The sequence below is a fragment of the Flavobacterium sp. IMCC34852 genome, from assembly GCF_030643905.1.
GTDB classification, from domain to species: Bacteria; Bacteroidota; Bacteroidia; order Flavobacteriales; family Flavobacteriaceae; genus Flavobacterium; species Flavobacterium rivulicola.
Genome location: NZ_CP121446.1, coordinates 3080798 through 3096590 on the forward strand (window position 1 = coordinate 3080798; position 15793 = coordinate 3096590).

The following is a 15793-nucleotide window of genomic DNA, read 5'->3' on the forward strand; positions in this document are numbered from 1 at the left end:
AGCCTTTATGAAAAAATTAATTTTTAGTCTATTAGTGATGACTTGCTTTGCCTTTTCAGACAATGAAGAGCCAAAAGTAACTACCTACAGTTACGGTCATAACGGGATGGAATATGTTGCCCGAAACAAAAACGGGATGGTAATCATCAGCACTTTCAATTCTAAAATGACTATTCGTCAGGAAATTGCCTATAAGATTTACGATTTGTATTTAGATAAAAAATTGGAAAACGATAAAAAAATCACAGTTTACGGAGACGAAGCTGATGTTACCGGAAAATGCGTCATCAGAAAGAAAGACAACTTAACCACTGTTGATTTTTATTACGAAAGCGTACAATGGTGTTCCGGACACAAGGAAATATTTAAAAAGAATATAAAATAAAAAAAGCTCAACTTAAAGTTGAGCTTTTTTATGCATTATAGTTTTTCCTAATTAAGCTTTTCCGGCTGCAATCAAGTTCAATGCCGAACCGGCTACAAACCAACCGATTTGGCTGTCGTTGTAAGTATGGTTAGCCAAGATAGTATCTTTAGAACCATCAGCATGTACAAACTCTAACGTTAATGGTTTACCCGGAGCAAACTCGGTCAAATCTAAGAAATTGATGGTGTCGTTTTCTTGAATTTTATCATAATCCGCTTCGTTGGCAAAAGTCAAAGCCAACATACCTTGTTTTTTCAAATTCGTTTCGTGGATACGGGCGAATGACTTTACTAATACTGCTTTAACCCCTAAGAAGCGTGGCTCCATAGCAGCGTGCTCACGAGAGGAACCTTCCCCATAATTATGGTCACCCACAACAATAGATGGAACGCCTGCTGCTTTATAAGCTCTTTGTACTGCAGGAACCGCATCGTATTCTCCGGTTAATTGGTTTTTCACTTTATTGGCTTCTTGATTGAATGCATTCACGGCACCAATCAACATATTATTGGAAATATTATCTAAATGTCCGCGGAAACGCAACCATGGTCCGGCCATAGAAATGTGATCAGTGGTACATTTTCCGAAAGCTTTGATTAACAATTTAGCGCCTGAAATATTTTTACCATCCCAAGCTTCGAATGGTGCTAAAAGTTGGAGTCTGTCTGATGTTGGAGAAACTGCTACCTGTACTGATGAACCATCAGCAGCCGGTGCTTGAAAACCTGCGTCTTCTACATCAAAACCTCTTTTGGGTAATTCGTCTCCGGTTGGTGGATTCAATCTTACTTCTTCTCCTTTATCATTTAATAAAGTATCAGTAAGCGGATTGAAAGTCAAATCTCCTGAGATGGCTAAGGCTGCTACCATTTCCGGTGACGTTACAAAAGCGTGGGTGTTTGGATTTCCGTCTGCACGTTTAGAGAAGTTTCTGTTGAACGAGTGAACGATGGTATTTTTTTCTCCCTTATCAGCTCCGGTTCTGTCCCATTGTCCGATACATGGTCCGCAAGCATTGGTGAATACTTTGGTACCCATTTTTTCAAAAGTAGCGATGATTCCATCTCTTTCGATAGTGTAACGGATTTGTTCCGAACCCGGATTGATTCCGAATTCTGCTTTTGGTGTTATACCGTGAGCTACTGCTTGTTCTACAATAGAAGCCGCGCGCGCCATATCTTCATAAGACGAATTGGTACATGAACCGATTAATCCCCATTCTACTTTTAACGGCCAACCGTTGGCGATTGCTTCTTCTTTCATTTTAGAAACCGGCGTTCCTCTGTCTGGCGTAAATGGTCCGTTGATGTGTGGTTCTAATTCAGAAAGATTAATTTCGATAACTTGATCAAAATACTGACTCGGGTTGGCATAAACTTCATCGTCTCCGGTTAAGTAAGATGCTACTTTGTCGGCTGCATCTACAATATCCTGACGATCAGTTGCCGCTAGATATCTTCTCATAGAATCATCGTAACCAAAAGTAGAAGTGGTAGCTCCGATTTCGGCACCCATATTACAAATGGTTCCTTTTCCGGTACAAGACATGTTTTTTGCACCTTCTCCGAAATACTCTACAATTGCTCCGGTTCCGCCTTTTACGGTAAGTATATCAGCTACTTTAAGGATTACATCTTTTGGAGCTGTCCAGCCATTTAATTTTCCGGTCAATTTTACGCCGATTAGTTTTGGAAATTTCAATTCCCATGACATGCCCGACATTACGTCTACAGCATCAGCGCCACCCACTCCGATGGCTAACATTCCTAATCCTCCGGCATTTACCGTGTGTGAATCGGTACCAATCATCATTCCGCCCGGGAAAGCATAATTTTCTAAAACGATTTGGTGGATAATCCCCGAACCCGGTTTCCAGAATCCGATACCGTATTTGTTAGACACTGAAGAAAGGAAATCGAATACTTCTTTTGATTGTGTATTGGCAACGGCTAAATCAGTTGTTGCGCCAACTTTGGCTTGAATTAAGTGGTCACAGTGCACGGTGGTTGGCACGGCTACTTTGCTTTTTCCGGCGTGCATAAATTGCAATAAAGCCATTTGTGCGGTTGCATCTTGACAAGCTACTCTATCAGGAGCAAAATCAACATAATCTTTTCCGCGAGTGAACGATTGAGAAGGCATTCCTTCCCATAAATGCGAGTATAAAATCTTTTCAGATAAGGTAAGCGGACGACCAACTAACTCACGTGCTTTATCGACACGAGCAGCCATAGTGGCGTACACTTTTTCAATCATTTCAATATCAAAAGCCATAATAAATCTTGGTTAATTTGTTTGCAATGCAAATTTACGAAAACGTTATACTTCTGAAAAGATTTTAATAAAATAAGTTGGTTGAGAAGAATGATTTAAGAAATCACAATTTTTGCTGACCGTTTTTTATCAAATACCTATTTTATGAGTCAAAAATTGACTATTCTTAATTTTTATCCCTTAAATTCATCATGGGCTTTTCATAAAAACGGTATAAAAAATAACTCAAGATGATGGTTATTAAGATATAGGAACTTAAAAAAGCAACCAATTGAATAGTATTTTGGTCATCGATAATAATGTATTCTTTCATCAGGAGTAAAATTACGCTGTAGTGTAATAAATAAATAGAATAGGAAATCAAACTAATAAAAGTGACCGGAATTTGAAACCGGGATTTCTCTGTTTTCCATTCGGATAAAAAGGGCAAAAAACAGGCAACTGCAACTGATATTAATGGTAAATAAAACACATTCCACAACATAGGCGTGACTTCAATTAGCCAACCCAAAAATCCGATTCCGACAAATTGAAAAAAGAACAAAAGCATTCCAATAACAAAAAACAGCAATTTATTTTTTTGCCAAAGCGAAGTATAATTCAAATAAATCCAACTGCAAAAAACACCTATGAAAATGCTATCTAAACGATAAATCACGACGGCTTTCAGCGAAAGATTCCATTGGGTTAATGTGGTATTTTGGGTGGTGTAATGGTAATAAAATTTGGCAAAAAAGAAAACCATAATCAGCGTGATGACTGACCATAAGAAAAAACGCGACTTGTTTTTGGGTTTGATAAAACTACCGATTATTAATAGAAAAAAAGGCAAAGTGATATAGGCAAATTCTTCAACAGACAAGCTCCAGGACTCGGGAAAGAAAGGCAACATTGTGGAGTTTAGGTTTTGGATGAAAAAGAAATATTTCCACCAAGACAACGCGGCATAGCCTACAAAAGAGGCGATTGCTAAATTAACCAACAAGATTAAAAAGTAATTGGGCAACGTACGAAACCATCTTCGCTTCAGGAAATAGAAAACAGTTTGTATGGAAAAGTCTTCTTTGAGATACAATTGGTATAAAATTTTACCAATCAGGAAACCGCTGAGTACAAAGAAAATTTCGACACCAAAAAACCCTGACAAGACTAATAATTGGTGAAAAAGATTCTCCCTCTCGGGAATAATCCAGACGCAATGACCGAACAATACCATTAAAATGGCTATGGCTCGCATTAGGTCGAGACCAAAGATTCTGTTTTGCAAGGATTGATTTTCCAATATTTTATTCATTTTTTAAATGTAACAAAATATTGAAACCGAATTACAACAATTTGTCGATAATCATTTCTTCGGTGATTCCTTCGGCGTCGGCTTTGTAGTTTTTGATGATTCTGTGACGTAAAATTCCGGTCGCAACCGCTTTTACATCTTCGATATCAGGAGAGAATTTGCCATTAAATGCCGCATTGGCCTTGGCTGCCAAAATCAGGTTCTGTGAAGCTCTCGGACCTGCGCCCCAATCTAAATAATTATTGACATATTCGGAAGCTAAAGCACTTTTCGGACGCGTTTTACCTACTAAAGTTACAGCATATTCAATCACGTTATCGGCTACGGGAACACGGCGTATTAAATGTTGAAAATCGATAATTTCCTGAGCGGTAAACAATGGATTGATTACCGGTTTGTCGTCGGAAGTGGTACTTTTTACCACTTGTACTTCTTCTTGGTATGACGGATAATCTAATTTTATGGCAAACATAAAACGGTCTAATTGCGCTTCAGGTAACGGGTAAGTTCCTTCTTGCTCAATTGGGTTTTGGGTAGCTAAAACGAAATAAGGCAAGGCTAATTTGTAGTTCTGACCGGCGATTGTTACGGAACGTTCCTGCATGGCTTCAAGCAATGCAGCCTGGGTTTTGGGTGGCGTTCTGTTGATCTCATCGGCCAAAATAATATTGGCGAAGATTGGTCCTTTGATGAATTTAAATTGACGGTTTTCATCTAAAATTTCACTACCTAAAATGTCCGAAGGCATCAAATCGGGTGTGAATTGAATGCGTTTAAAATCTAATCCTAATGCTTGTGAAATGGTATTGACCATTAGGGTTTTGGCCAAACCCGGAACACCCACCAGCAAGGCATGTCCGCCTGAGAAAATACTCAGTAAAATTTGGTCAACCACTTCGTCTTGGCCTACAATTATCTTGGCGATTTCTTTTTTAAGTTCTAATCGTTTTTGAACTAAATTTTGAATGGCAGCAACATCAGACATTTGATATAAGATTTTTGATATTAGATACTAGATTTAAACCGTACAATATACATTTTAACTCCTATTTTTTTAACCAATTATTGATAAACAAGCAATCTTGGTATTCTCCGTTAATTTTGATGTAAGTTTCTTTGATTTTTTCATCAGACCATTTACCGATGGCTTTGATTTGTTTTTCTTTTAGGGCCAAATCTTTGATTTTGATATAATCCTTACCGTAATCTGCTGTGTGTTCGTTAATTCTGTTGGTAACGGTGATGATTTTATATTTTTTTCCGGTTCTCGGATCGTCATCTAAGATAGGTGCTGTAATAGCATTGTCTTTTAAATTAGACACTTCACTATACAAACTCGGATCCATTTTGGTCAATTCGAAGTGCGTATCTTGGGTTTTAGGATTGATTAAAGTTCCGCCATTGGCTCTGGTTTCTTTTTCATCAGACATGGTTCTGGCCGCTTCCGCAAAAGTGATTTCGCCGCTTTCAATTTTATTTTTAATCGTAATGATTTTCTCTCTGGCCTCTTTCAAAGCTTGGTCAGAAACTTTAGGCATCATTAGAATGTGTCTCAACTCTACTTCCTGTCCTTTGATTTTTTCTACCATAATAATATGGTAACCGTATTCGGTTTCAAACGGCTCTGAAATTTCTCCTTCACCTAAACTGAAGGCTACATCTTTGAACTCTTTTACGAATTGGGTTTTGCGGTTGATTTTATAAAAACCTCCATTGGAGGCTGAACCCCTATCGTCTGAATAAATAACGGCTCGAGTTTTAAAACTGGAACCGGCCAAAACTTCGGCTTTGATTTCTTTTAATCGGTTGATGACTCTTTGTTTTTCTTCCTCGGTAATTTTTGGTGTGATTACGATTTGGGCTACTTCCATTTCAGCACCAAAAACCGGTAATTCGTCTTGTGGAATAGACTTAAAGAAATTGCGGGTTTCTTCGGGAGTAATTTCAACAGCATTTATGATTTTGTTTCTCATCTCCGTAGTTAACTTATTGGTCTTGATAATTTCAAACAATTCACTTCTGAAATCCTCTTCGCTGTCTTTTTTGAAGTACTTGATTACGTTTTCCATCGAGCTTAATTGTTCAACCATATACGCAATTTGCTCGTTCATTTTTTCTTTTACCTCTTCATCTTTAATCACTATACTGTCTTGTATGGCTTGGTGTGCATATAATTTTTCTTCCAATAATTTGCCCAGCATTTGGCAACGCGTAATATCTTTAACTGATTGTCCTTGACTGGATAATTCCAAAAAAGACTTATCAATATCCGAATCCAAAATAATATAATCGCCTACTGTGGCAATAATTCCGTCTACTTTAACTTTTTGCGCGGTTTTGGTTTGGGGTTTGGTTTTTACAGAATCTTTAATAATCTCTTGGGCATTGGCGGTACCAACTGCAAAAAAGGCTGTAACAACAGCTACTATTAGTTGGCTATTTATAAATTTCATAATCTTTGTTTTTAATGGCATCATCGGTAATTTCTTTTTCAAATTTCTTTATCAATTCTAATTTTCTTTTGTTCAATATAACTTCTTTGAGTGTGGGTTTGATATATTCAAACGGAGAGGTTTGATTTTTATCAATCACATTAATAATTTTTATCAAATAGACATCTTCATTGGATTGGATTTCGGCTTTCTTTCCCGGACGAATGAATTCATCTCGGTTCTCCGGATTAATGACCGGCAACTTTACATAAACTTGGCTCATATCGACCCAAACGCTGTCGTTCAGAGCAAAGCTTTTAAATTGAAGCGCATAGGTTTCCCAAAACTTTTTGTCTTTTTTATTGTAATCAAAGAACTTACTTCTTATGGTTGCAAATCGCGGATTGTCTTTGGCCAAATTGATAAAACGCAATCTAACAAGCGTTCCGTTGGTTTTAAAATTCTCCTTATTTTCGTCGTAATACTTTTTTAACTCTTGTTGGGTTACCAAAGTATCTACGGTGTTTTTAACCACTTCTTCTATATACGCTTTGGTATATAAATCTATTTTGTATTGCTTAATTAAAGCGTTGTATTCTCCTTTTTTTTTGTCACTCAGATTTCTTTCAGCGGCTTCTATGAGCAATTTTTGGCTTGCCCAACGGTTGATGAAATCTCTAACCATCAAAACGCTATCTTCTTTTGAAGTTCCGGAGGGAACCAGCTTAGCAATATTGCTTTTGTACAAATAGCTTTTACCTACTCTGGCAATTGATTCCGGTTTTTGTTCCGGCTTGAAATAGTTACAAGAACAAAATAAAACAATGACCAAAAGGAGGCTAAATCGTTTCATTTTAAGGATTCAACTGTTTTTTTACTTTTTCAAAGACTTCTTTATTGACTTTTACAGTGAACTCTTGTTTTAAATCGTCAACCCATCTTTGCTCTAAATATTGTTGGTAGTCGTTTACTATTTTCCCTCGGCACTCGTCTAGTGTTTTGATGCTTTTGGGCATCACTTTATCCACTTTAGTCACAAAATAGTATTCGCCTTCTTTTACAATCTCTGAAATGCCAACTTCAAACCTAGTGCTTTTTGGCAAGGCATCATTTCCTTCTTCAAACACACCGCTGTTGCTCATTACGTTGACTACATTATTTATGTTTAGTTTTTCTTTAATGGCTTGTACTTCGGTGTTTTTCTTGAGCATATTTAATGCTTTTTTAATTTCTTCTATTTTGGTGGAAGAGAGAACAGTGGCTTCCACTCTGTTTTTCCACTGGTGTTCCGATTTGTGTTCATCGTAAAACTTTTGCAATCCAATCGAATCTGTTTTGGCTCTTTCCCAAATTTCTTTCTCCATCAAATCAAACAGTAACAAACCGTCTCGGTATTCTTCCATTACATTGGCAAACTCAGTAAACTCATTCTCCAAATTATCATCGTAATAGGCTGTTAATTGTGCTTCTAAGAATTTCTCGTATAGAGCATCAACCAATTTGGCTAACGGTTTAACGGTCATTCCGGATTTTTGCTGTTTGTCTATAAATTCTAAAAATGTTTTTCCTTCAATTTTTTTAGCGTTGATGGTCAACAAAGGTGTTGTATATTCTTTGGCATTTTCCGGTTGCTTCCATTTGGATTCATAGAAGTCATCGGTAACCAATTTGGCCAAAATTGCATACTGCTTGTTATCTTTTTTATAGGTGTATTTTTTTCTTAATTTTTCATTTAATGAAGCTGTGATTTTTTTTGATCTATCATCTTTCCCTACTTTGGTTTCCAACTCATTCTTCATTTCATCCAAAGAACGCACCGGATGTTTTTGAATTAGTTTGACAATATGCCAACCAAATTGTGATTGAAAAGGTTGAGATACTTCATTGGCTTGTTGCAAAGAAAAAGCAACATTTTCAAACTCTTCAGAACTCAATTGTCCGGAACCGAATTTATTCAACACACCACCTTTAGAAGAGGATGATTTATCTTCTGAAAACTGCTTGGCCAAATCCTCAAATTTTTCCCCTTGTTGGATTTTCTTGTAAATATCGTTGATAGTATTTTTGGCCTTATCTTGGTCAGTATCCTCCGGTTTGGGATTCAAAATCATGATATGCGCAACAGTTACTTCACCTCGGTTATTTCTAACGTCTTCTACTTTCAAAATATGATAGCCAAAGCGCGTTCTGATAATTTTTGACACCTTGCCTTTTGGCGTATTGTAGGCGGCATTTTCAAAAGCATACACCATTCTGAAAGCCGTGAAATACCCTAAATCACCTTTGTTTTCTTTGGCAGAAGGATCTTCGGAAAACTGAATAGCTAAAGCCCCAAAATCTGCTCCTTCTATGGCTTTTCGGCTGATATCTTCAATTTTTTTATAGGCTTTGAGCGTGTCTTCAGGAGTTGCATTTTCATCCACCATAATCAAGATATGCGATGCTTTAACTTCTTTTTGCAAACGATTATAACCTTCTTGAACAAGCTCTTGAGTGATTTTGGTATCGTTAAAATAGTTTTTGGCCAATTGCGTTCGGTAAGATTTTAACTCGCTTTGGTATTTTGGATTGTCTTGTAAACCTAACTTATAGGCTTTGTTTACTTTTAGTTTGTAACCTACAAAAAGTTCTAAATATTGGTTCAAATCTTTTTGAGATTCATCTTTTACCAATTCTAGGTTTTTCTTGTAAACCCTCGAAAATTCATCGGTATAATAAGGCTTATCGTTTATGGTAAACAAAACTTCTTTTGAATTATTTTGCCCTATTCCGTCTAATGACATTAAAAAGAACAATCCTAAAAAAAACTGTTTTAAACTCATGTTTTTATAATTTCTATTAAAAAATTTACAATTTAATATTGGTTTTTTCAACAAACCGAAAATGCTTTGGTTTATCGAGGTAACAATCAACAAAAGTAACAATTCAATCACATTATACAACTATAGAGCCTACTATTAACAAAAATTTATTAACAGAAAAATCACCCCGTTTTCCATTAATCAAAACAGACTGCAAATACATAACCAAATAATGGGTAAATAATAGTATTTTTGCAGACCATTTATTAAAAATCATGAGTTTTTTAAAAGAAATACAACGCCGCAGAACCTTTGGAATTATCTCGCATCCCGATGCCGGAAAGACTACACTTACTGAAAAGTTATTGCTTTTTGGAGGTGCGATTCAGGAAGCCGGAGCGGTAAAGAATAATAAAATCAAAAAAGGGGCTACATCCGATTTTATGGAGATTGAGCGTCAAAGAGGGATTTCGGTAGCGACCTCGGTTTTGGCCTTTAATTACAAAGACAAAAAAATCAATATTCTGGACACGCCCGGCCATAAGGATTTTGCCGAAGATACTTTTAGAACTTTGACAGCAGTTGACAGTGTTATTGTAGTGATTGACGTTGCCAAAGGGGTTGAAGAACAGACCGAAAAATTAGTCGAAGTTTGCCGAATGAGAAGCATTCCAATGATTGTGTTCATCAACAAACTAGACCGCGAAGGAAAAGATGCCTTTGATTTGATGGATGAAGTAGAGCAAAAATTAGGGCTAACCGTTACGCCTTTGAGTTTTCCTATCGGAATGGGTTATGATTTTCAAGGTATTTACAATATTTGGGAACAAAATATTAATCTTTTTAGCGGTGACAGTCGAAAAAACATTGAAGACACCATTGCCTTTTCCGACATTAACAGTCCGGAATTGGAAAAAATAATCGGTGAAAAACCGGCAGTAAAACTTAGAGACGAATTAGAATTAATCTCAGAAGTTTATCCTGCTTTTGACAGACAAAGTTATTTAGACGGCACTTTACAACCGGTATTTTTTGGCTCTGCTTTAAACAATTTCGGAGTAAGAGAATTATTGGATTGTTTTGTTGAAATTGCTCCGACACCAAGACCAAAAGAATCAGAAACAAGATTGGTAAAACCGGAAGAAGAAAAGATGACGGGTTTTGTCTTTAAAATACATGCCAATATGGATCCGAAACACCGTGACCGTTTGGCATTTGTTAAAATTGTTTCCGGAACGTTTGAAAGAAACAAGCCTTACACACACGTCCGATTGAACAAAAATTTGAAATTCTCGAGTCCGAATGCCTTTTTTGCAGAAAAAAAGGAGATTGTTGATATTTCCTATCCAGGTGATATTGTGGGTTTACACGACACCGGAAACTTCAAAATAGGCGACACTCTAACTGAAGGAGAATTGATGAGTTTTAAAGGAATTCCTAGTTTTTCTCCGGAGCATTTCCGATACATCAACAATGCTGATCCTTTAAAGGCCAAACAACTCGACAAAGGAGTTGATCAATTAATGGATGAAGGTGTGGCGCAGTTATTTACATTAGAAATGAACAACCGTAAAGTGATTGGAACCGTTGGTGCGCTGCAATATGAAGTGATTCAATACCGTTTGGAGCATGAATATGGCGCCAAGTGTAGCTATGAAAATTTCCCGGTACACAAAGCTTGTTGGGTAAAACCGACCGACCCGAAAAGCGAAGAGTTCAAAGAGTTTAAAAGAATCAAACAAAAATTCTTGGCACATGATAAATATGGTCAATTGGTATTTTTGGCCGACTCAGAGTTTACCATTCAAATGACTCAAAGTAAATTTCCTAATGTTAAATTATACTTTACTTCGGAGTTTGATTAATTGATTTAAGATTAATTCTGGTTTAAATATAAAAACACCCATTTATCAAGTATGAATAAGTGGGTGTTTTTAGTTATTTTAAAAAACCTATAGGAAGAATTATATTGTTCTTTTGGATTTCTTATAAGTATAAAAAACAAATAAAATTCCGACAATCAACAAGATTGTTAATTTACTGTCAATTGGGGCCGGTTGAGGATCATCACCTTCAAGACCGCCACCTCCATCGTCATCGCCGGGTTGGGCAAATGCCACAAAATCAAAGGCTAACAATAACAAGGTAACAAAATAAAATTTTAAACTATTTTTCATAACAATCACTTATGTATTTTTATATTTTTTAAAGACAACCTTACCTATCTTATTACTTTTTTAGTAACTACCAATCCATCTTGGGAAGTAATTTGAATCAAAAGAACTTCATTCGCCTGTCCGGTTGTTATAGTAACTTGTGAACTATTAATTTCACTTTTCTCCAACAACATTCTTCCTCTAATGTCAAATACTTTTACAGTAGACATAACCGTATTCCCGGTATTGATAACAAAATCATTAGTTTCGTTTTTGTATATAATCACTTGATTAGGATTGAATATTGGTGACCCAACTTCTAATGGCGATTGGTAAACAATTTCAAATCTATCTGCAAATGTTCCGGCATCAGAGGCAAAAGTATAAGCCGAAATATTTAAATTGTTATAAGTACCATTTAAATTGTCTTTGATAAATATATCTTGTGCGCCGGCGGTAAACAATCCGTCAACATGGTCAATTGCTAATGTATATGTTCCTGGATTTGTTACTTTAAAGTTTAAAGGAATTACATCAGTCGATTGGAATGGTAGAGCACGTCCTTGAATTACGTATTCTGTTGCACCTATTTTCGTATTTAAAGCTACAGCACCATCATTAAAATACTTACTATCAAATTCATCTGCACCTTGAGTTGCATTGGTAAAATAACCCACAACCATTTGTGAAAACTCGTTAGTTGCACCGGTTAAATTCAACCAAATTCTGTGGGCTTCATTGTTGGTGTTGTTTGTGCTTGGGTTGTTTCTGAAAAACTGGTCAGCATTATCGTCTGATCTTTGTCCGTTGTTAAACTCAACAGAAGTTGCCGCTCCTTTAGCCTCAACGATAAAACCTTGTCCGGTTCTGATAATTCCTAACGGACTTTCGGTGTAAGCCTCTCCATTATCTCCAAAGGTACTTGAGGCAGTATTCCAAGTACAATAAGACGGACTAGCTGTATTATTTGTTTTTCTCCAGAAATAAATAGTAGACTCAATATTTGAGCTATTATCAGCTGCAAACTGAGCAATATCAATAGCTGATGGATATGGATTTCCTATCAGGTTAAATCTTTGTCCAACTGCCACATTATTTAGGGTGATTGTTTTTGTTCCGTTATTTGGTGTTCCTGTAAAATTACCTGTCCATGTTGTCGGGGCTGTCGGATGGTTGTATGGAAGACGTATTAAATAACCTATTCCTGTAGCAAATGGAACACTATTGTTGTCTGTACCGTTTACACCAGAACCATTTAAACCTGTAACGTTAAATCCTACGCTATTGCTAAATAAATTTGTTGAAGTATTATAAGTATAAAAACGATTAGCAAAAGTAAATGGTGAGAAAGCATACAAACCTTGTCCTGAAACCGGTGATGACCACATTGTGTAATCTAAACGAATTAAAGGATTGCTGTTTCTTTTTACTATTGTTGAGCCTGAACCCGTGTTAGCTACGTCATTTACTTGTATTAAGTTAGCATTATTTTCAACAGTCAAAGTTCCATTGTTAACTATTACATCTGTAATAGTTAAATCAAACAAAGGATTAATTTTTAAGGTTGTTCCAGAATTTAATGTTAAAGTGTTTATACTAACATTTGATGAAATCTCTGGATAATTACTGGATGTGCTGATAGTTACATCTGACACAGAAGCCGGAACTATTCCACAAGACCAGTTCGCTGCATTTGTCCATGAAGTATTTACAGTGCCGGTCCATGTATTATTATTAGTTATTGTTACAACCCAACTTCCGCCAGATATTGTAAAAGAAGTGTTACAAGTATCATCTTTAGCATATCTTGTGTATGTGGTTGTAGTAGTTAATCCAGCCGGTGGGTCGTAACTTGCTGAATTAGATCCCGGAATATCATTCCCATTAGCTTGCCATTTATAGGTAATGGTCTCATCTCCTCCACTGGCAACAGTTGCATTACCAATAGAAGCAGGATCTCCATTATAACAAATTGTTTCTCCTGTTGTTAAAATAGCTCCGGAAGTAAAAGTTGCGTATACCGTTGCGGTAACTGCAGTTCTTGTTCCGGAAACACAACCGGTTGTAGTATTTCTGGCCTCAGCATAATAAATTGTTGTTGAAGAAATACTTGGGGTTGTATAAGTGGTAGAATTGCTTAATAGTAAAGTTCCTCCTGATGAAGCATCATACCAATCTACTGTTTCACCACCGCTAACATTAGCTGAAATATTTACGGTTCCTGTACTACATATTGCACCATTTGTTCCTAAAGGTGCATTTGGCAAAGCAATTACTGAAAGTGTGCCGTCAGTGTAAGTAATGTTATAATTGGAAGCAGTAAAAGTACCTCCCGTTGCTGATGATGGCGTTATTGCATATGTACCAACAGCAGCACCCGAAGCAGCACCTGAACTTGATAATGTTACACTTCCGATAGTTTCACTATTTTGTAATCCACTTGAAGTAAAAGCAGACGTTCCTAATGCATAAGTTGTTCCAAAACATTTTGAAGCATTATCTGCTGTAATGGTTAAAGGTGCAGCAGTTACCGTTAGTGTCCCGGAATTAGAGGTATAAGTTATAGAATAATTACTTGCTGTAAATGTACCACCGGTTGCGGCAGATGCAGTAATTGTTGAAGTGCTTCCTACTGCATCAGTCGAAGCTAAAGCTCCTGACCCGTAAGTCAAAGTTACGGTTCCTATACTCTCTCCGTTTTGCAATCCTACAGAACCGAATGCTGTTGAACCTGTTATGGGTGTTGATTGAGTTGAACCATAAACTTTAGTTCCGTTATTAGCTGTAATGGTTAAAGAAGCCGGATTAACAGTAAGAGTACCGTCATTATATGTAATAGTGTAATTACTAGCTGTAAAAGTACCGCCAGTAGCAAGTGAAGGAACAATATTATAAGAACCTACAGCAGCAGTTGCAATAGCTCCCGTACTGGCAATGGTTATGCTTCCTATTGTTTCACCATTTTGTAATCCTATTGATGAAAAAGCTGTTGAGCCTGATCCTACTGTATATGTTTGTCCGTAAGTTTTGCTTCCATTATTAGCCGTAATGCTTAAAGCTGCTGTTGTAATATCAGCAGTTAAACTTGGTTGCGACACAGTATAATTAGTGTTAGGAGCTGTGTAGCCTGTTACAGTAACGGGCTTACCGTTACCAACCGTTGCTGTATTAAAGTTAGCTGAAGGAGAACCAGTAACACTAAAGCTTTCTCCATTTTGCAATCCAACATAAGCTGCAGTTCCGCTTAGAGTAGTGGTTGTCAATCCATCATAAGTTTTATTGTCGGCAGTTATTCCTGTAATGGTTAAAGGTGCCGTAGTTACTGTTCCACTACAAGCAATTGTAATCCCCGTAACTCCACCTCCTCCAAAAGTAATGTTTTCGTTGTAAGTTCCCACTGCTGTTGTGCCTTTCAAACGAACCCAAACATTAGCACCTGATAAACTTCCTCCGGCTGCTGTTAAAGTTGCTGTTGCACCAAATCCTGACGTTGATGAAGTAGTGGATACTTCATAATTGGTTGACCCATTTACTGTAATCGTTGCAGTTGCTGGAATTAAACCCGCTCCATTAACTTGAAAAGTTTGTACTGGAGCAGAGCCGTAAGAATTCGATCCAAATGCCAATGAAGTAGTAGCTGAACCAAGCACTGAACCGTTGAAAGTGAAGTCATTAATTGCGTAAGCTCTGGAAGCGGCACTACCATTAGTAGCATTAAACCCGTAAAATCTGAAAGAAGTGGCTGCTGATAAATTTTGATAATTTGCACCGGACAAACTTATTGTAGTTCCGGCTGCATTAGGTGTCCCAACATTGGTAGTAAAATTATCCGAAGCGGCGTCTGACCTGAAAGCAAAAGAAGTAGGTGCTCTACTTCCCGAGGTTCCGGTGTAGACAAAACTGTTCATACTTACTTTGTAACCCGTTGAAGGCGTAATTGTGAAACTAAAATATTGTCCTGTATTTATGGTAGCACTTGTAGTCCAATCACCAACATTGTAAGTATTTGTTGATGTTAATGCTGACAAAACGGCGGCATAACCAATTCCGCTCACAGTTATATTGGAATTCACTGTTTGTCCTGTAGTATATGGATTCGCAACGGCCGGATTGGTCCCTGTAATCGGATTGGTCCAAATACTGGTTTGTCCTATAGCATTTAAGCTTATTAAGAAAAAACAAACTAAGAAAAGAGACTTGTTTATTGGCTTTAAAAAAACACTCGCTTTTTTACTTGAATTTGAATTAGGTAAAAATCTTTTCATATACTAAATTTTATTTTTTTAGACTTGAGGTTTATAGGTTTGCAAACTTACTACTTTAAAAATGTTTAACGAAAAAAAAATTGTCAAACAACAAGAAAACATCGATAAATTAATGTAATTATTTTTTAAAAAATTAATTTATTC

At 36.7% G+C, this 15793-nt stretch carries 10 protein-coding genes; 2 read left to right on the plus strand and 8 right to left on the minus strand.

The genetic code is table 11. The annotated features are described in order from the left end of the window. Positions 1-7: 7 nt before the first annotated feature. Positions 8-385 (plus strand): hypothetical protein, encoded by a 378-nt coding sequence (locus tag P7V56_RS13370; RefSeq protein ID WP_171222224.1) that lies wholly within the window; start codon positions 8-10, stop codon positions 383-385. 51 nt (positions 386-436) lie between these two features. On the opposite strand, the gene P7V56_RS13375 is transcribed toward P7V56_RS13370, so the two are convergent. The 6 genes from P7V56_RS13375 to P7V56_RS13400 form a co-directional block, all read right to left on the minus strand. After that, the gene (locus P7V56_RS13375; RefSeq protein ID WP_171222223.1) at positions 437-2701 is read right to left on the minus strand and encodes an aconitate hydratase; all 2265 of its coding nucleotides are present in this window, start codon (positions 2699-2701) and stop codon (positions 437-439) included. A 166-nt stretch (positions 2702-2867) separates the two neighbouring features. After that, a complete protein-coding gene (locus tag P7V56_RS13380; protein ID WP_171222222.1) occupies positions 2868-3995 on the minus strand; it encodes an acyltransferase family protein in 1128 nt (375 codons plus the stop codon). 31 nt (positions 3996-4026) lie between these two features. Beyond that, entirely contained in the window at positions 4027-4980 is a 954-nt protein-coding gene (locus P7V56_RS13385; protein WP_171222221.1) for an AAA family ATPase, read from the minus strand. Positions 4981-5041: 61 nt separating this feature from the next. Continuing rightward, on the minus strand, positions 5042-6469 hold the full coding sequence (locus P7V56_RS13390; RefSeq protein ID WP_171222329.1) for a peptidylprolyl isomerase: 1428 nt from the start codon (positions 6467-6469) through the stop codon (positions 5042-5044). Then, entirely contained in the window at positions 6432-7280 is an 849-nt protein-coding gene (locus P7V56_RS13395) for a hypothetical protein (protein ID WP_171222220.1), read from the minus strand. The genes P7V56_RS13390 and P7V56_RS13395 overlap by 38 nt, the downstream gene beginning before the upstream one ends. Position 7281: 1 nt before the next feature. Then, positions 7282-9249 carry a peptidylprolyl isomerase gene (locus tag P7V56_RS13400; RefSeq protein ID WP_171222219.1) on the minus strand — a complete coding sequence of 656 codons (1968 nt, stop codon included), beginning with the start codon at positions 9247-9249 and terminating at the stop codon, positions 7282-7284. 254 nt (positions 9250-9503) lie between these two features. Here P7V56_RS13400 and P7V56_RS13405 point away from each other — a divergent pair, with 254 nt between their 5' ends. Then, positions 9504-11093: a peptide chain release factor 3 gene (locus tag P7V56_RS13405; RefSeq protein WP_171222218.1), complete on the plus strand. Its 1590-nt coding sequence runs from the start codon at positions 9504-9506 to the stop codon at positions 11091-11093. 99 nt (positions 11094-11192) lie between these two features. Here the strand turns inward: P7V56_RS13405 and P7V56_RS13410 are convergent, their stop codons facing one another. After that, on the minus strand, positions 11193-11405 hold the full coding sequence (locus P7V56_RS13410; protein ID WP_171222217.1) for an Fjoh_0651 family PID-CTERM protein: 213 nt from the start codon (positions 11403-11405) through the stop codon (positions 11193-11195). 44 nt (positions 11406-11449) lie between these two features. Beyond that, on the minus strand, positions 11450-15649 hold the full coding sequence (locus P7V56_RS13415; RefSeq protein WP_171222216.1) for a beta strand repeat-containing protein: 4200 nt from the start codon (positions 15647-15649) through the stop codon (positions 11450-11452). Positions 15650-15793: the final 144 nt, after the last annotated feature.

Excerpts from the sequence above, each read along its gene's own strand:
- P7V56_RS13370 (WP_171222224.1), top strand. The coding sequence starts at position 8 with ATGAAAAAATTAATTTTTAGTCTATTAGTGATGACTTGCTTTGCCTTT.
- P7V56_RS13375 (WP_171222223.1), bottom strand. The coding sequence starts at position 2,701 with ATGGCTTTTGATATTGAAATGATTGAAAAAGTGTACGCCACTATGGCT.
- P7V56_RS13380 (WP_171222222.1), bottom strand. The coding sequence starts at position 3,995 with ATGAATAAAATATTGGAAAATCAATCCTTGCAAAACAGAATCTTTGGT.
- P7V56_RS13385 (WP_171222221.1), bottom strand. The coding sequence starts at position 4,980 with ATGTCTGATGTTGCTGCCATTCAAAATTTAGTTCAAAAACGATTAGAA.
- P7V56_RS13390 (WP_171222329.1), bottom strand. The coding sequence starts at position 6,469 with ATGCCATTAAAAACAAAGATTATGAAATTTATAAATAGCCAACTAATA.
- P7V56_RS13395 (WP_171222220.1), bottom strand. The coding sequence starts at position 7,280 with ATGAAACGATTTAGCCTCCTTTTGGTCATTGTTTTATTTTGTTCTTGT.
- P7V56_RS13400 (WP_171222219.1), bottom strand. The coding sequence starts at position 9,249 with ATGAGTTTAAAACAGTTTTTTTTAGGATTGTTCTTTTTAATGTCATTA.
- P7V56_RS13405 (WP_171222218.1), top strand. The coding sequence starts at position 9,504 with ATGAGTTTTTTAAAAGAAATACAACGCCGCAGAACCTTTGGAATTATC.
- P7V56_RS13410 (WP_171222217.1), bottom strand. The coding sequence starts at position 11,405 with ATGAAAAATAGTTTAAAATTTTATTTTGTTACCTTGTTATTGTTAGCC.
- P7V56_RS13415 (WP_171222216.1), bottom strand. The coding sequence starts at position 15,649 with ATGAAAAGATTTTTACCTAATTCAAATTCAAGTAAAAAAGCGAGTGTT.